18 protein-coding genes are annotated in these 15,399 nt (G+C 50.5%); 12 read left to right on the top strand and 6 right to left on the bottom strand.

Annotated elements, in window-relative coordinates; genetic code table 11:
- Positions 1-143 precede the first annotated feature (143 nt).
- A complete protein-coding gene (locus HV314_RS14910) occupies positions 144-2,231 on the bottom strand; it encodes a TonB-dependent receptor (protein WP_181546000.1) in 2,088 nt (695 codons plus the stop codon).
- Between the two features lie 432 nt (positions 2,232-2,663).
- Here HV314_RS14910 and HV314_RS14905 point away from each other — a divergent pair, with 432 nt between their 5' ends.
- From HV314_RS14905 to HV314_RS14860, 10 genes are all read left to right on the top strand, one after another.
- A complete protein-coding gene (locus HV314_RS14905) occupies positions 2,664-4,250 on the top strand; it encodes an ABC transporter substrate-binding protein (protein ID WP_181545998.1) in 1,587 nt (528 codons plus the stop codon).
- Positions 4,250-5,224: an ABC transporter permease gene (locus HV314_RS14900; protein WP_016156289.1), complete on the top strand. Its 975-nt coding sequence runs from the start codon at positions 4,250-4,252 to the stop codon at positions 5,222-5,224. Before HV314_RS14905 ends, HV314_RS14900 begins: the two co-directional genes overlap by 1 nt.
- Positions 5,214-6,026: an ABC transporter permease gene (locus HV314_RS14895; protein ID WP_019076597.1), complete on the top strand. Its 813-nt coding sequence runs from the start codon at positions 5,214-5,216 to the stop codon at positions 6,024-6,026. The genes HV314_RS14900 and HV314_RS14895 overlap by 11 nt, the downstream gene beginning before the upstream one ends.
- Positions 6,020-6,814 (top strand): ATP-binding cassette domain-containing protein, encoded by a 795-nt coding sequence (locus HV314_RS14890; protein WP_016152790.1) that lies wholly within the window; start codon positions 6,020-6,022, stop codon positions 6,812-6,814. The genes HV314_RS14895 and HV314_RS14890 overlap by 7 nt, the downstream gene beginning before the upstream one ends.
- Entirely contained in the window at positions 6,798-7,388 is a 591-nt protein-coding gene (locus HV314_RS14885; RefSeq protein WP_181545996.1) for an ATP-binding cassette domain-containing protein, read from the top strand. Before HV314_RS14890 ends, HV314_RS14885 begins: the two co-directional genes overlap by 17 nt.
- Before the next feature lie 124 nt (positions 7,389-7,512).
- Positions 7,513-8,124: a metal-binding protein ZinT gene (gene zinT / locus HV314_RS14880; RefSeq protein ID WP_230330239.1), complete on the top strand. Its 612-nt coding sequence runs from the start codon at positions 7,513-7,515 to the stop codon at positions 8,122-8,124.
- A gap of 140 nt (positions 8,125-8,264) precedes the next feature.
- Positions 8,265-8,903, top strand: coding sequence for a leucine efflux protein LeuE (gene leuE, locus HV314_RS14875; protein WP_016152793.1), 639 nt, complete (start codon positions 8,265-8,267; stop codon positions 8,901-8,903).
- Positions 8,904-9,076: 173 nt separating this feature from the next.
- Complete coding sequence (yeaR, locus tag HV314_RS14870; RefSeq protein WP_181545994.1) at positions 9,077-9,439, top strand: DUF1971 domain-containing protein YeaR; 363 nt, start codon at positions 9,077-9,079, stop codon at positions 9,437-9,439.
- Between the two features lie 3 nt (positions 9,440-9,442).
- On the top strand, positions 9,443-9,625 hold the full coding sequence (locus HV314_RS14865) for a DUF1869 domain-containing protein (protein ID WP_003832433.1): 183 nt from the start codon (positions 9,443-9,445) through the stop codon (positions 9,623-9,625).
- Positions 9,626-9,840: 215 nt separating this feature from the next.
- A complete protein-coding gene (locus tag HV314_RS14860; protein WP_115190671.1) occupies positions 9,841-10,488 on the top strand; it encodes a hypothetical protein in 648 nt (215 codons plus the stop codon).
- Between the two features lie 49 nt (positions 10,489-10,537).
- Here the strand turns inward: HV314_RS14860 and fdhF are convergent, their stop codons facing one another.
- A complete protein-coding gene (fdhF, locus tag HV314_RS14855; RefSeq protein WP_019076601.1) occupies positions 10,538-12,685 on the bottom strand; it encodes a formate dehydrogenase subunit alpha in 2,148 nt (715 codons plus the stop codon).
- A gap of 359 nt (positions 12,686-13,044) precedes the next feature.
- Here fdhF and HV314_RS14850 point away from each other — a divergent pair, with 359 nt between their 5' ends.
- Complete coding sequence (locus HV314_RS14850; RefSeq protein ID WP_016152796.1) at positions 13,045-13,293, top strand: GlsB/YeaQ/YmgE family stress response membrane protein; 249 nt, start codon at positions 13,045-13,047, stop codon at positions 13,291-13,293.
- A 49-nt stretch (positions 13,294-13,342) separates the two neighbouring features.
- Here HV314_RS14850 and yoaJ read toward each other — a convergent pair whose 3' ends face one another.
- From yoaJ to HV314_RS14835, 3 genes are read right to left on the bottom strand one after another with little or no spacing between them, the layout of a single operon-like run.
- Positions 13,343-13,417 (bottom strand): protein YoaJ, encoded by a 75-nt coding sequence (gene yoaJ, locus HV314_RS14845; RefSeq protein ID WP_101700011.1) that lies wholly within the window; start codon positions 13,415-13,417, stop codon positions 13,343-13,345.
- Between the two features lie 2 nt (positions 13,418-13,419).
- Positions 13,420-13,518, bottom strand: coding sequence for a YoaK family small membrane protein (locus HV314_RS14840; RefSeq protein ID WP_032941789.1), 99 nt, complete (start codon positions 13,516-13,518; stop codon positions 13,420-13,422).
- Between the two features lie 47 nt (positions 13,519-13,565).
- Complete coding sequence (locus tag HV314_RS14835; protein ID WP_181545992.1) at positions 13,566-14,591, bottom strand: sensor domain-containing diguanylate cyclase; 1,026 nt, start codon at positions 14,589-14,591, stop codon at positions 13,566-13,568.
- A gap of 186 nt (positions 14,592-14,777) precedes the next feature.
- Here HV314_RS14835 and HV314_RS14830 point away from each other — a divergent pair, with 186 nt between their 5' ends.
- Positions 14,778-15,026, top strand: coding sequence for a putative hemolysin (locus tag HV314_RS14830; RefSeq protein WP_094761889.1), 249 nt, complete (start codon positions 14,778-14,780; stop codon positions 15,024-15,026).
- Positions 15,027-15,033: 7 nt separating this feature from the next.
- Here the strand turns inward: HV314_RS14830 and HV314_RS14825 are convergent, their stop codons facing one another.
- Positions 15,034-15,381, bottom strand: a complete 348-nt coding sequence (locus HV314_RS14825) for a DUF488 domain-containing protein (protein ID WP_019076603.1) — start codon at positions 15,379-15,381, stop codon at positions 15,034-15,036.
- Positions 15,382-15,399 lie beyond the last annotated feature (18 nt).

Here is a 15,399-nt window from a genome sequence, read left to right as displayed (position 1 = left end):
GACGAAAATATTCCTTGCCGCTTTATCTCTGGTAAAAACATTGGAGCCCCGCTGGCTGGCAAAAAGAACAGTGCCGGGCATTTGATGAAACCCAGTGGTAGACGGGCTATCATTGACAGCCCGTCTGGTAGGAAAAAACTAAATCAGAACTGGTAGTTTAATGATACCCAATAGTTACGGCCCGGGTTTACATATCCGGTAGTGGATTGCGCAGTCTGATAGTAATCTCCTGCGTAGGTGGTATTACGGCCTACCTGATAAAGTTTAACCTCGCTAAAGTCTTTATCCAGCACGTTATTGACCGCCGTATTCAGCGTCAGATCTTTGGTCAGCTTATAAGACATTCCCATGTCGAGAACGGTCCAGGCTTTTAAATCAGCGCCTTTATCGTCATAGACGGCCTTTTGTACTGCGCTGAGGTTGTTGTAATTTTCGGTAAAGCGTGGGGCTTTACCGCGATAACGTGCGCTCAGCCAGGCATTCATATCTTCCGTTGCCTGCCAGTTCAGGCGAGCGTTAGCCATATGTTTTGGCGTGTAGCTTAACGGCGCGCCTTTATTGTCACCATCTTTTTGCTTGCTCTGGGTGTAGGTGTAGTTGAGGGATAAAGTCAGCACATCCGACCACAGAGGGAAGGTGCTGGCAAATTCAACGCCATCGGTCCTTGCCTTGCCGCTGTTGGTATAGCTGTTGGTATTATCATCGATAGAATACGAGACAATTTTATTTTTGTATTCGGTATAGAAGCCGGTAATGTTGGCGTTCAGTCCGGTGTCGTTCTCGTAATACAGCCCGGTTTCGTAGCTGATACTTTCCTCAGGTTTTAGGTCCGGATTACCGACCGTATTCACGGTTCCTTGCGCGGTTACGCCGCTGATCCCGTTATGTAACTGGCTCAGTGATGGCGCTTTATAACCTGTCGTCACGCCGCCTTTGAGCGTCCATTCGTCGGATACGTCCCAAACCATATACGCGCGTGGGCTGAGATGACCGCCAAAGACATCGTTATGCTCGTAGCGTGTCCCTGCGGTTAAGGCCAACGAGTCGAGAATATGCCATTCATCTTCTACATAGGCTGCCCACGTTTTTTGATGGAACGTTTCGCCGGTATTGGCCAGCACCACACCGTCTTTCATCCGCGCATCCCAATATTCCCCGCCGAGGGTTAAGAGGTGCGAATCACCTAATGGCGTCAGCAGTACTGAGTCCAGAATGACGTTGGTGTTCTTCAGTTCACGTGCGTCACCGGCCCGGCCTGCGTTCTCTGGCGCGAGTGCGGAGGAGACCAATTGTCGTCCTTTGTTCTCAGTTTCATTCCAGCCGAGGGAGGATTTCCATGTGCCGAACGTTAAGGCGGTATCGTGGCCGAGGGTGACTTTGTTACGCTCATAGCGCAGCGTTTTATCGTAACCCCCCGTCAGGTTACCCAACTGACCGTCATCGTTATCATAGCGCTGTCTGGCGGAGTCGAGATCTAACCATAGCGTATTGCTTTCATTCGTTTTCCAGTCGAGTCGCGTGCCGATATTATAGTTTTCTGACTCGGTAGGATAAGGTACGCGGGTGGAGGAGGTATCGCTCAGGGAGGTGACGCTGGAACCCTGACGTTGGGTGGTGCTACCCCGAACCTGCATATCCAGTACGCCAGCGATTAACGGGCCGCTTGACCAGAAGTTGGCGACCGTGCTGTTACCCCATTTATTACTCTCTTGCAGGTTAACGCCGGTATTGATGGAGGTGCTCCATTTATCGGTGCTTTTTTTGGTGATGATATTCACCACGCCACCGATTGCGTCGGAGCCATAAAGCGTCGACATCGGGCCCCGGATCACCTCAATATGATCGATTGCTGCCAGTGGAGGCATAAAGCTGGTATTCATAGCTGAGAAGCCGTTTGGCGTCACATCGCTGCTGCCGTTTTGACGAATACCGTCAATCAGGATCAGAGTATAACTGGCGGGCATGCCACGGATGCTGATCTCCAGGCCACCGGTTTTACCGGTGCTGCTTTCGACATCCACCCCTTCAACAGAACGCAGGGCTTCGCCTAAATCATTATATTTATTGGTTTGTAACTCTTGCTGTGAAATAACGGAGACGCTGGCGGCAGCGTTGGTGATTTTCTTTTCGTAACCGGAAGCGGTTACCACCATAACATCTTCAGCGAAGGCCAGGGGACTGGAAAATCCTAAACAGGACAGAACAACAGAAGCAACAGGTTTTAAACGCATAGTCAAACTTCCTTTGTTAAAAATTCAAAGGAAGTAAGATAATTGATGGGAATGATAATAAAAATAATTATCATTATATGTTTACATAACTTATCACTTCTGGTGTTTTTCTTGAATAAATATACATAAATTGTCATTAGTTTTAGCTAAGTAAATAGCGGAAATGACCAATAATTAGTATTTGTAATCATTAGTTTGTAAATAATTTGCCATTAATTGAATGACTAACATTTAATCTATTTTCTGCGATTCAGAAGGTACTCAATTAGGAGTATCAGAAAAAAGTATGATAATTTTAGAGAATCGTCATACTTTTCTGCGCCGCATCATTTTTTTCGTCATTTCAGTCCGCCATAATCCCTTCCCCAGGAGACCGTTTAACGGCATTGAATCGTTGAGCGGCATAAAAATAACGCAAATCTGGATAACATAATGATTAAAGGCAAGCTGGCACTGCTTACGTGCGCATTGACTCTCGCATTAACCTCACCACTTCTCGCCGCGCAAAATGTGAGCGAGGGGCAGACGTTGAAGCTGGCAATTGGACCTGAGCCAACGGAAGGGTTTGACCCGATGCTGGGCTGGAGTCATGGCAGCTATTTGCTTTTGCATGCACCATTATTAAAACAAAACGCAGATATGAGCTGGGGTAACCTGCTGACGGAAAAAGTTGAAACCAGCGCTGACGGCAAAACCTGGACGTTGACGTTAAAACCCGACCTTAAATTCTCCGATGGTTCCCCGCTAACCGCTGAAGATGTGGTGTTCACCTATAATAAAGCCGCAAAGAGCGGCGGCAAAATCGACATGGGAAACTTTACTCATGCCAGCCTGAAAGATAACCGCACGGTAGAAATCACGCTGCGCAGCCCGCAGAGCACCTTTGTGAACGTGCTGGGCTCTTTGGGTATTGTTCCCGAAAAACGGTATGACGAAAAAACATTCGCCAAAAATCCGATTGGCGCGGGCCCTTATCGGTTGGTGAGTTTTCAGCCGGGGCAGCAGCTGATCGTGGAGGCGAACTCCTGGTATGCCGGTAAGAAAAATGATTTCAGTAAGCTGGTGTTTGTCTTCCTTGATGAAGATAACGCTTATGCCGCAGCGCGCAGTGGTCAACTGGGACTCGTGCGTATCGCGCCTTCGATGGCGGTTGCCCCTCAACAGCAGAATTTGAAGCTTTGGGTACGCGACAGCGTGGAAAATCGTGGCATTGTGTTCCCGATGGTTCCAGCGGGTAAAAAAGACGCCAATGGTTATCCGATCGGTAACGATATTACGGCTGATATCGCCATCAGACGCGCCATCAACTACGCCATCGATCGTAAACAACTTGCCGATCAGGTCATGGAAGGTCATGCGATTCCGGCGTATAGCGCGGTTCAGGGCCTGCCATGGCAGGGACAGTCAGTTGCGTTCAAAGATGGCGACAGCGAAAAAGCGCGGATGATTCTGGAAGAAGCCGGCTGGAAGGTGGGGAAAGACGGCGTACGCGTGAAAGACGGTAAAGAGGCTCGCCTGACTCTATGGTACGCCAGCGGTGACAGTACGCGCCGGGATATAGCCGAGGCCGTACGTGCGATGCTGGAGCCCGTGGGTATTCAGGTCTCGCTGCAATCCGGAAGCTGGGAAACCGTTGAGCGGCATATGCATGCGAATCCGACGCTGTTTGGCTGGGGAAGCCTGGATCCGATGGAGCTTTTCCATCACTACAGCAATCAGGCCGCGGGCGTGGAATACTACAATCCAGGCTATTACAGCAATCCCGTCGTTGAACAACATCTTAAACAGGCCATTGATGCTCCGGACTGGCAAAAAGCGTTGCCTTTCTGGCAACAGGTGGAGTGGGATGGCAAGCAAGGGGCTGGGGTGCAGGGCGATGCCGCCTGGGCATGGCTGCTGAACATTCAGCACACTTATCTGGCAAATCCGTGTATTGACCTGGGCAAAGGCGCGCCGGAGATCCACGGTAGCTGGTCCCTGCTCAATAATCTGGATGAATGGACCTGGACCTGCCGTTGATGAAGTCTGTTGTAGGCCATTTTCTACGGCTGATAGTGTTATTAGTGCTGGTTGCGGCTGGCACTTTTATGCTGCTCAGCTTTTCTCCTGTCGATCCGATTCGCGCGTATATCGGCAACGATCTCCTGCACGTGCCGCCGGAACAATATGCGCGTATCGCTGCTCGCTGGGGATTAGACCAGCCGTTATGGGAGCGTTTTGGTCACTGGTTTATACGTGTATTGCAGGGCGATCTCGGCTACTCAATGTTGTTTAATGCACCGGTTGCCAGCGTAATCAAGGAGCGCTTTGCAACTTCGTTTGCCTTGCTTGGCGGCGCGTGGCTGCTCTCCGGCATACTGGGAACGGCAATGGGATTTGTCGCGGGTCGTTATCTGAATCGCTGGCCGGATAAAGCAATTTGTCGACTCAGCTATCTGCTTTCGTCGTTGCCGACCTTCTGGATTGGCATGCTGCTGCTGGCGTTATTTGCCGTGCGCTGGCCGGTATTTCCGGTCTGCTGCGCGTGGGAGCCGGGCAACAGTGGCGATATGGCCACGCTGGCTGAGCGTCTGCGCCATTTAGTGCTGCCCGTTTGCGCGCTTAGTTTATTGGGACTTGGCCAAATTACACTTCATACACGGGAAAGTATCGCCAGCGTGATGAAAAGCGATTTTGTCCGTTTTGCGCGTTCTCAGGGTGATAAAGGCTGGTCGCTGTTGCGTCATCAGGTTCTGCGCCACGCTATCACGCCCGCGCTGTGCCTGCAGTTCGCCTCGCTGGGAGAACTGCTGGGCGGCGCACTGCTGGCGGAAAAAGTTTTTGCTTATCCGGGACTGGGACAGGCCACTATTGATGCCGGATTGCGCGGCGATCTGCCGTTACTGATGGGGATTGTGTTGTTCAGTACCGTACTGGTGTTCATTGGCAACTCGTTGTCTACCTGGCTTGTCCATGTGTTGAACCGTGCTCTGGAGCGACCTGATGCTCTATAATCCGACGCCGACGCTGATTCGTCTTCTGCTCTCTTTTAGCTGCCTGCTAGGCATTGCGGTGTATGGCGCAGCGACGCTAGATAACCCATTGAGCGTTAATCTGCTTGCCCGTCATTTACCGCCTGATGCGCTGTATTGGTTTGGCACCGATAACCTCGGTCGTGATCTGTGGATTCGTTGCTTTCAGGGCGCGTTAACCAGTCTGCAAATTGGTATTGGCGCGGCGTTGTGCAGCGGCTTCATCGCATTAATGATGGCGGCGGTTTCACGTATACATCCGCGTCTGGATGTACTAATGCGTCTGATTACCGATGCCATGCTGTCAATGCCGCATCTGCTGTTGCTCATATTGATCTGTTTCACGCTGGGCGGCGGAAAAAATGGGGTGATTATGGCGGTTGCGTTGACCCACTGGCCGCGTCTGGCGCTAATCCTGCGTGCCGAAGCGCAGCGCGTGGCCCACAGTGACTATCTGACGTTAACCTGGCGTCTGGGACACGGACATTTTTACTGCTGGCGGCATCACTATCTCCCGGCATTGTTACCCCAGTGGTTAACGGGAACCTTGCTGATGTTTCCCCACGCGGTGTTGCACAGCGCGGCGTTGAGCTTCCTCGGTTTTGGGCTGGCGCCGCATGAACCATCGCTGGGCCTGTTGCTGGCTGATGCGCTGAGGTTTATCAGTCATGGCGACTGGTGGTTAGTGCTGTTTCCCGGGCTGATGCTATTCAGTCTGGTTATGTTATTCGATCAGCTCGCAAGGGCAGTGCATCGTTTATGGTTACGAGGTGACGCATGTTGAGTTTAAGACAGGTCTCGCTGGACGTGGCGCGTTATCGCTGGTACGGCGCGAGAAACTGGTCTTCGCTGTTGCAGGATATCTCTTTCGACGTAGCGCCAGGTCAGATGGTGGCGTTAGTCGGGGGAAGTGGGGAAGGTAAAAGCCTGTTGCTGCAATGTCTGCTTGATCTCTTACCGGACAATTTGCGTTTCAACGGCTCCATCACCCTGGAGGGGAAAACGCTGGACAGTGATGATATTCGCAAATGTCGTGGCAATACTTTCAGCTATGTCCCGCAAGGTGTTCAGGCGCTTAACCCGCTGCTCTCGATTGAAAAGCATCTGCGCAGGGCAAGTCAGCTCTCCGGCCAGGCCTGGAATGCCGGAAAAATTGAACGATTGCTCCAGCGTAGCCAACTGGAAAGTCGCGTATTAGATGCCTTCCCACGCCAGCTTTCAGGGGGGATGGCGAAACGTGTTCTGGCCTGTCACGCGTCGCTGAGTCAGGCCCGCTATATTCTGGCGGATGAAATTACCGCCTGGCTTGATGCACCGCTGGCTAATCAACTGCTTGAACAGCTACGTGAGCAATGTGAGCAAGGGGCTGGCGTTTTATGGGTAACGCACGACCTTACGCTGGCCGCTCGCCACGCGGACCGCATTGTCGCGCTGCATCAGGGAAGGGTGTCGGATAACGTCAGCCGGGAACAGCTGTTACGCGGAGAGATCAGCGAGCATCTGCAACGCCAATGGCGGGCGCTGCCTGAAAGAAATCAACTTTTTGGAGAGCGCGATGCTGTGCTGTCGTGAAGTGACGATTTGTCAGGGAGGAAAGGTGCTATGGCAAAATCTGAACTTCTCTCTGCGCCCCGGAGAACGCATTGGGGTTTGTGCACCCAGCGGAACCGGCAAAACAACGCTGGGACGCGTACTGGCGGGCTGGCAAAAACCGACCTCGGGTGACATTCTGGTTGATGACCAACCGCTGCCAATGCACCAGTATTGCCCGGTGCAACTGGTGCCACAGCATCCGGAATTAACCTTTAACCCCCGGCGTAGCACTGGCGATGCGGTTTATGATGCCTGGCGACCTGATGCTGAACTGCTTACCCGTCTTCACATCAATCCTGAGTGGTTAACCCGCCGTCCCGGACAGCTTTCTGGCGGTGAACTGGCGCGAATTGCTTTACTTCGCGCGCTGGATCCGCGGACACGTTTTCTTATTGCCGATGAAATTACCGCCCAGCTCGATCCTTCCATTCAAAAAGATATCTGGGTATTGCTGCTTGAAGAGTGCCAGCGTCGGCCATTAGGTATGCTCATTATCAGCCATCAGCAGGCTCTGCTTGATCAGATCTGCTTCAGAAAACTCATTGAAGCGTGAGGCAATAACGTGCAGTAATGTCTATTGATTAAATTGTTACGTTATATTATAACAATTCACTCGCAAACGATTTGAGGGTGAAATTTTGGCTATTCGTTTTAACAAACTGACAATCGCTCTGGGGATGCTTTTAGTCAGTGGGCAGGTTTTGGCGCATGGTCATCATTCCCATGGTGCGCCGATGAGTGAAGCAGAACAAAAGGCGTCGGAAGGGGTATTTGATGATAACCAGGTGCAGAACCGGGCGCTGTCCGACTGGGATGGCATGTGGCAATCTGTCTATCCGTATCTGGTCAGTGGCGAACTTGATCCGGTTTTCAAAAAGAAAGCGGAGAAAGATAAAAGCAAAACGGCAGAACAAATTAAAGCTTATTACCGTACAGGCTATGCAACCAATGTAGACACCATCGGCATCGAAGATGGCGTGATGGAATTTCACACCGGTAATCAGGTCGCATCGTGCAAATACGATTATGCCGGGTATAAAATCTTGCACTATAAATCAGGCAAGAAAGGTGTACGGTATCTGTTTGAGTGTAAAGCCGCTGACAGCAAAGCGCCTAAATACGTGCAATTCAGCGATCATATTATCGCGCCGCGTAAATCGAGCCACTTCCATATCTTTATGGGAAATACCTCGCAGGCTGCCTTGCTTGAGGAGATGGAAAACTGGCCTACCTACTACCCTTATCAGCTGAAGGGCGAAGAAGTAGTGGATGAGATGCTGCACCATTAATCTGGGCTAACCTTATCTGTACACACCCGCCACCAGTGGCGGGTTTTTTTAATTAATAACCTGCTCTTTCCATCACCTGTCGCATTCGTTAGCATATTGTATCGCAGCAAGTGCATGTGTTTTTTCAGGAAGAGGTTAACGTGTTCGCAGAGTATGGAGTTCTGAATTACTGGACGTATCTGGTGGGGGCTATTTTTATCGTGCTGGTACCGGGGCCAAATACGATATTTGTGCTGAAAAACAGCGTCGGTAGGGGAGTAAAGGGGGGGTATCTCGCCGCCAGCGGTGTGTTTATTGGTGATGCCGTGTTGATGTTTTTGGCCTATGCCGGTGTTGCCGCATTGATTAAAACAACGCCCGTTTTGTTCAATATCGTTCGTTATCTTGGCGCTTTCTATTTACTGTATCTTGGCGCGAAGATCCTGTATGCAACACTGAAATCGAAAGCAAGCGACGCCGCGCCTGAGGAAGTCCCGTTTGGCGCTATTTTTAAGCGCGCATTAATCCTGAGCCTGACCAATCCCAAAGCTATTCTGTTTTATGTGTCGTTTTTCGTGCAGTTTATTGATGTCAATGCGCCGCATTCAGGGCTGTCATTCTTTATTCTGGCTATTACGCTTGAGATAGTGAGCTTTTTCTATTTGAGCTTCCTTATTTTCTCCGGCGCGTTTGTGACGCAATATATCCGTACGAAGAAGAAACTGGCTAAAGTGGGGAATTCCCTTATCGGCCTGATTTTCGTTGGTTTTGCCGCCCGTCTGGCCACGCTTCAATCGTGATGCCATCGGCCCGCTGAGTGCGGCGGGCCTTTAATATTGCGCTCTGCTTTTCATTTATAATCGTAGGGTTATAACCAATAAATGGTATTTTAAATGTATATTTTGAGGCGTACCCTGTGTACAGCAGCGGTTCAATATGACTCGCTGGTTGTCGACTGGAAAAGGGAAGAAAAATGCTTCAAATTCCACAGAATCATATCCATACACGCTCTACGCCATTCTGGAACAAAGAAACGGCGCCTGCCGGAATTTTCGAACGCCACCTTGATAAAGGGACCCGAGCCGGGGTTTATCCTCGACTTTCGGTTATGCAGGGGGCGGTCAAATATCTCGGATACGCAGACGAACACAGTCCGGAGCCAGTAGAGGTGATGATTATTGAAGCCGGTCAGTTTGGCGTTTTTCCACCGGAACAATGGCATAACATCGAAGTGATGACCGACGACACTTACTTTAATATCGATTTTTTCGTCGCCCCGGAAGTTCTGATGGAGAGTGCAAATCAACGAAAAGTCGTGCGCACCGGCAAGGAGTAAATCATGGGTAAAGCAACCTATACCGTAACCGTGACCAATAACAGCAACGGTGTTTCTGTTGATTATGAAACAGAGGCGCCAATGACATTACTGGTGCCGGATGTGGCAGCTGAAGTGGTCAAAGATCTGGTCAATACCGTGCGTTCGTACGATACCGAAAATGAGCACGAAGTCTGCGGGTGGTAGGCATTATTCACTGCTACTGATTGAGTATATTAGTTTTTAATCTAAAAACTGCACTGCGCTTTGACGGCGCAGTGCGTTTTTTTTCTGGGCGAAACAGGGAAATATCCTGAAAGGATTCCTTAAGAATACCTTAAGAGATTCGCATTGATTGCTAATAGTTGATCATTCACAGGGGTTATGATCGCGAAACAGATATAAAACAGAACATCGCGCTTATGAAACTCAATACCCGACTTACATTACCCACAATCATTCTCGGATTAGCCATCGTGGCGATCCCGTTCGCCGCGAACTGGCATCTCCCGCTACTCAACGGTACTGTCGTCAGCTGGATTGAAAATGGCCAGGCGCTATGGCTGCTGTTTGGTGCCATATTTACACTCAGCTACATCAGGCCCTTATCACGTCCCGAAGGCGAGAAGCAATTTTGGCTTTGGGCGGCAGCGTGGTGGCTGGTATTACTGGGCCGAAGCACAAGTTGGGGCCGCGATTATTTTCCTGAGCATCCTAAACTCCTGTTCCGGGCTATCTCAGTGGGATTGATTGCCATGATTATTCTGCCAGTGCTGATTTCGAAGCGCTTACGCCAGGATATTGCCCGTCGCTTTCGCAATGAACCGCTACCTCTGTGGCTGTTAGCGATCACCACCTGTGCATTTTTGATCTCCGATACTGTAGAGCATCATCGTCTGCTGGCTCCCATCTTTCTGCACAATGCTCAGTATGGCGATCTGATTGAAGAACTGTACGAACTACCGTTTATGGCGGGATTGTTTCTGATGAACCTTGGCTTTATGCGGCGGGATAAGCAGGAGGAAGCTGCATCCATCCGCTTCAGTGAACCACAGTTGGCGAAGTCATGAGATAAGGCCTGAGTCTGGAAAGCCAGACTCAGGCGATGATGGCGGTGACTTACGCAATAGCCTCACATAGACGTGACTTCATATCGCTATACGTTTGTGCGGCATATTTTTCTGCCCAACCCTGATCGGTAATGTGTTCAATATTTACGGCGCAATATTTGGTTTCCGGCGTTTTCGAAATAGGATCGAGATTGTCCTGGGTTAACTCGTTACACGCGCCAATCCACCATTGATAGGTCATATAGACCGTTCCGGCATTGATGCGCTCGGAGACATCCGCACGGCTGATGACCTTACCGCGGCGCGAGCTGACCCATACCAGATCGCGATGACGAATACCCAATTTTTCAGCATCATGGGTATTGATTTGCACATACCCAGGCTCGTCTGCCAGTGCTTGCAACGCTGCGCAGTTACCGGTCATCGAACGGCAGGAGTAGTGCCCAACCTCACGCACGGTACACAGAACCAGCGGATATTGTTCATCAGGAACTTCTGCTGGCGCTCGCCACGGTGCGGCAAACAGTTTGCCTTTGCCATTGGCGGTATCAAACTGGCTGTGCGCGTAAAGGTAGGGTGTACCAGGACTATCGAGATCCGGACATGGCCACTGAACATGACCCATCTCACCCATTTTCTCATAGGTCACGCCGTAGAACAGTGGACACAGCTCGCGCATCTCATCCCAGATTTGCTGGTTATTTTGATACTGCATTGGATAGCCCATTTCGCTGGCCAGCAGGCTGATAATCTCCCAGTCACGCTTTACATCACCAGTGGGTTCAATCGCTTTCTCAAAACGCTGGAAACCGCGATCGGCGCAGGTAAAGACGCCACCGTGTTCGCCCCATGAGGTGGCAGGCAGGAGGACATCGGCCATTTCCGCCGTCTTGGTCATGAAGATATCCTGCACGACGATAAAATCGAGCGCGTTAAATCCTTCGCGGACCAGACCCAAATCGGCCTCGGTTTGCAGCGGATCTTCTCCCATGATGTAGTAGGCTTTGATTTTGCCTTCGATAGCCAGATGCGGAACTTCGGTGATGCGGGTCCCAACCTTGTCGTCCATCTGATTAACGTCAATGCCCCATGCGGTGGCAAATTTCTCCCTGACGGCGAAATCGGTTACGTCCTGATACCCTGGAAACTGGTTAGGTAGCACCCCCATATCGCACGCGCCCTGCACGTTATTTTGCCCGCGCACCGGGCCAACACCGACGTTAGGGCGTCCCAGATTTCCGGTCAGCAAGGCCAGGCTCGACAAACCACGAACCACGTCAACGGCCTGACCAAACTGGGTGACGCCCATCCCCCACATCACGGTGGCCGATGGCGCCGCAGCAAATGTACGCATCGCCTGACGAACCTGCTGTGCAGGAACACCGGTTAAATGTTCAACGTCTTCAGGCGCATACTCCTTAACGGTTTCCCAGTATGTTTCCAGTCCTTCCGCATGCTTTTGTACATACTCGCGATCGTAGAGTTGCTCCTCGATGAGAACATGGCCAAACGCGTTGACCAGCGCCATATTGCAACCGTTTTTCAACTGCAAATGTTGGTCAGCGATACGGGCAGTTTCAATACGGCGTGGGTCGCAAACAATGATTTTTGCGCCGTTCTGGCGAGCTTTAATTACCCGGCGGGCCACAATTGGGTGTGAATCGGCACAGTTATAACCAAAGATCAGCAGGCATTTTGAGTTTTCAATGTCGCTGATGGAATTGCTCATGGCGCCATTGCCTAACGTTTCCTGTAACCCGGCCACGGAAGGGCCGTGACAGACGCGGGCACAGCAATCGACATTGTTGGTATGGAGCACGCCACGTGCGAATTTTTGCATCACGTAGTTGGTCTCATTCCCTGTTCCACGGGAAGATCCGGTGGTCATGATGGCACGAGGGCCATAGGTATTTTTGATTTCAGTTAAGCGTTTTGCGGTGTAACGAATGGCTTCATCCCAGCTAACGGGAGTGAATTTTCCACCTTTTTCATAACGGATCATCGGGCGGGTCAGACGGGGAGTCAGAAGGCGAGTGTCGTTAAGAAAGTCCCAACCATAATAGCCTTTCAGGCATAACTGATTTTGGTTCGTTACACCCTCTGCGGCCTCAGCGCGGATGATTTTGTTATTCTCAACAACAAGCTTGAGCTTGCACCCGGCCCCACAGTATGGGCATACACTGGTGATTTTTTTCATCAATAACAGACCTGTTAAATGCTGAAATAGCGCGAATTGTAGACGCAGTCACGCGATACGCATCGCGGACTACGATGTGTCGTAGTGACGGGCTGTTTAAGCATAAAGTGTGCCAGAAGTGAAAACCCAGCAATAGCAGGGGCTGACGGCCTAAGCGTTAAGCAGAATGACTGACGATTCGACATTAATGACGAGGTGCGACAAAATTGGTCTGCTAGTCAGCGGTGTAACCTTATGAAACATCGGAAAAAGATGAAAAACAGAAGTGATAGCGATCACAAATTTTAATTTTTCAGCGCTATGCTATGCTTTTATACGACGAGTGAATCGTTAATTTAAAAACATAAGTGAGGGAAATTATGGGCATTATTTCATGGGTGGTTTTCGGTCTTATTGCTGGGATTTTGGCAAAATGGATTATGCCGGGTAAAGATGGCGGCGGATTCTTTATGACCATTATCTTAGGGGTTGTCGGTGCGGTAGTGGGTGGCTGGATCAGCACCTTCTTTGGTTTTGGTAAAGTCGATGGTTTCAACTTCGGCAGTTTCGCCGTGGCGGTGATCGGTGCGATTGTGGTGTTGTTTATCTACAGAAAAATCAAAAGCTAAGTAAACATACAGACAATAGAGGCCACTAATATGTGGCCTTTTTCTTAGGTCACCACCAGCCGAATTCTGTTCCCAGAACGACGATGATAGCCACGCCAATCATAATAAGCGTTGTTTTTTTCATCGTTATGCTCCCGGCGCAGCGTAGCCGCCAATAAAAAACCAGGATAAGAAAACGACAGCGGAAATGAAAATGATGACGGGGAAAATAATACCGAGTCGCATACGATTATCTGCCAGAGTTATTTAAAGACGGGTTAGCATAGCAGGGCTTAATGTACGACAAAAGTGGTTTTATCCTGACGCTTTTTATCCTTGTACATTGCGCTGTCTGCGAGGTGAAGCGCGCAGTTTACATCAGTCTCCAACGGATTAATTTCCACCACGCCCAGACTGGCGCCAGGATAAAATAGATGAATGTCACCCAGGTGGTAGTCACCGCAAATTTGCTGTTGTAGCTGATTTTTCACCTGCAGCAGGCGGTCTCGCGGATCCCTGTCATCTTCCGGTGACAGGCTCACGACTAAAAATTCGTCACCACCCAGTCGGCCAAGGATATCATTGTCACCGCATTCGCGAAGCAGACGCTGACCAATCTGGATCAGAAACTGGTCGCCAACCTCGTGGCCAAAGCGGTCATTGATCAATTTGAAATCATCCAAATCAATATAGGCAAAAATAATCTTCTGCCTGAGATGTCGGGCAAGGGAAAAAAGAGTCTCAACATTTTCAAAAATGGCGCGCCGATTCGGTAATCCGGTCAGGGCATCGGTGTAAGAGTGCGCAATCAGCGCGGCATTCGCTTCGCGTAACTGAGCAACCAGCGACTCTTTTTGAATTGACTGGGCGATCAGGCCCGCAAACAGATGTAACACCTGTTCGCCACGTTGGCTTAATGCGTGCTGATGGCGACTGGTGGCGCAGAGCGTACCGTAAAACGTTCCGTCGGGAAGATGAACCGGCGTGCTCAGGAAAGTGGTTATCTCCAGCGCGCGGGCGGCGGTACACTCCGGCCAGCGAGCGGGAACGTTGTCGCTGTACAGACAGTTTTCGTCTATGGCGCGTTTGCATAGCGTCTCATCCCAGGGTACGGACAGCCCTTCAGGGATCTGCATCTGCTTGCTATTGCGCGCATACAAAATATGCTGCAGGCGGGCATCTAAATCGACCTTGGTTAAATAGGTGGATTCCATCTCAGTCACCACTTCCAGCATCTCCAGAAGTTGCCGAACCAGGCTCTCAACTGACTGCTCCGTGGCTAAGGATTGTGAGACTCTGGCAAGGATCATGTCCGACATGAGGTGTAAATGCTCCTGAGTAATGACTGGGCTGACGTGGCCCGCATGATAGAACATCAAGATGAAAGATGAAACACGCCATCCCGCTCAAAACTTAAACATTAAATTGAAAGCTGACAGTAAAACATGGAGATAGATGGAAAGTCGGGGTAACCTGCCGGGATAAGGTTTTTAACAGGAGTCGATATGAAACTGGCGTCTATTATTTTGCCCGGCTTGTTGGTGTTAGCGGGATGTACCACTCAGCCCGAAGCCCCCAAACCGCCGAAGATTGGTCTGGCGAATCCGGCATCGGTATATTGTGAACAAAAGGGCGGCTCGCTGATTGCGGTGCAGACCACGCAAGGCGTAAGGTCGGACTGCAAATTACCGGGCGGGGAAGTGATTGATGAATGGGTGCTCTGGCGCAGAGATCATCCGACAACGGGCAAATGAAATCCGGTTAGCATTGACGTATCCATTCAGCCAGCACCAGCGCGTGGTTTTGCTGGGTGTTTTTCGCCGCATATAGTAGCGTTAAGGTTTGCTGTCGGGCAATCTCTGCGAGACGCTTTCCTTCCTGCTGCTGTTGGGCGAGTTCAGCGCGATATTGCTCGGAAAAGTGTGTGAAATCAATCAATTCTGCGTGGAACGCCTTGCGTAAATCAGATGACGGCGTAAGCGCTTTATTCCATTCGTTAAAAATAAGGTCGGTCTTTTTTACCCCGCGAGGCCACAGCCTGTCGACCAGTACGCGATAACCATCATTTTTTTCTGCTGGGTCATACACGCGTTTACATTGAATTTTCATCTTTTCATCCGCTCCATT

The sequence above is a fragment of the Citrobacter sp. RHBSTW-00887 genome, from assembly GCF_013728095.1.
Taxonomy (GTDB): Bacteria; Pseudomonadota; Gammaproteobacteria; order Enterobacterales; family Enterobacteriaceae; genus Citrobacter; species Citrobacter braakii.
The sequence above is the reverse complement of the archived record's forward strand: the minus strand, read 5'-3'. Positions and strand labels throughout refer to the sequence as shown.

Bases quoted from the DNA above. Each gene is read 5' to 3' on its own strand.
- HV314_RS14885 (WP_181545996.1), top strand. From the start codon at position 6,798: ATGCTGTGCTGTCGTGAAGTGACGATTTGTCAGGGAGGAAAGGTGCTA.
- HV314_RS14825 (WP_019076603.1), bottom strand. From the start codon at position 15,381: ATGAAAATTCAATGTAAACGCGTGTATGACCCAGCAGAAAAAAATGAT.
- HV314_RS14895 (WP_019076597.1), top strand. From the start codon at position 5,214: ATGCTCTATAATCCGACGCCGACGCTGATTCGTCTTCTGCTCTCTTTT.
- HV314_RS14890 (WP_016152790.1), top strand. From the start codon at position 6,020: ATGTTGAGTTTAAGACAGGTCTCGCTGGACGTGGCGCGTTATCGCTGG.
- HV314_RS14905 (WP_181545998.1), top strand. From the start codon at position 2,664: ATGATTAAAGGCAAGCTGGCACTGCTTACGTGCGCATTGACTCTCGCA.
- fdhF (WP_019076601.1), bottom strand. From the start codon at position 12,685: ATGAAAAAAATCACCAGTGTATGCCCATACTGTGGGGCCGGGTGCAAG.
- zinT (WP_230330239.1), top strand. From the start codon at position 7,513: ATGCTTTTAGTCAGTGGGCAGGTTTTGGCGCATGGTCATCATTCCCAT.
- HV314_RS14850 (WP_016152796.1), top strand. From the start codon at position 13,045: ATGGGCATTATTTCATGGGTGGTTTTCGGTCTTATTGCTGGGATTTTG.
- HV314_RS14830 (WP_094761889.1), top strand. From the start codon at position 14,778: ATGAAACTGGCGTCTATTATTTTGCCCGGCTTGTTGGTGTTAGCGGGA.
- HV314_RS14900 (WP_016156289.1), top strand. From the start codon at position 4,250: ATGAAGTCTGTTGTAGGCCATTTTCTACGGCTGATAGTGTTATTAGTG.
- HV314_RS14835 (WP_181545992.1), bottom strand. From the start codon at position 14,591: ATGTCGGACATGATCCTTGCCAGAGTCTCACAATCCTTAGCCACGGAG.
- HV314_RS14840 (WP_032941789.1), bottom strand. From the start codon at position 13,518: ATGCGACTCGGTATTATTTTCCCCGTCATCATTTTCATTTCCGCTGTC.
- yeaR (WP_181545994.1), top strand. From the start codon at position 9,077: ATGCTTCAAATTCCACAGAATCATATCCATACACGCTCTACGCCATTC.
- HV314_RS14910 (WP_181546000.1), bottom strand. From the start codon at position 2,231: ATGCGTTTAAAACCTGTTGCTTCTGTTGTTCTGTCCTGTTTAGGATTT.
- HV314_RS14860 (WP_115190671.1), top strand. From the start codon at position 9,841: ATGAAACTCAATACCCGACTTACATTACCCACAATCATTCTCGGATTA.
- HV314_RS14865 (WP_003832433.1), top strand. From the start codon at position 9,443: ATGGGTAAAGCAACCTATACCGTAACCGTGACCAATAACAGCAACGGT.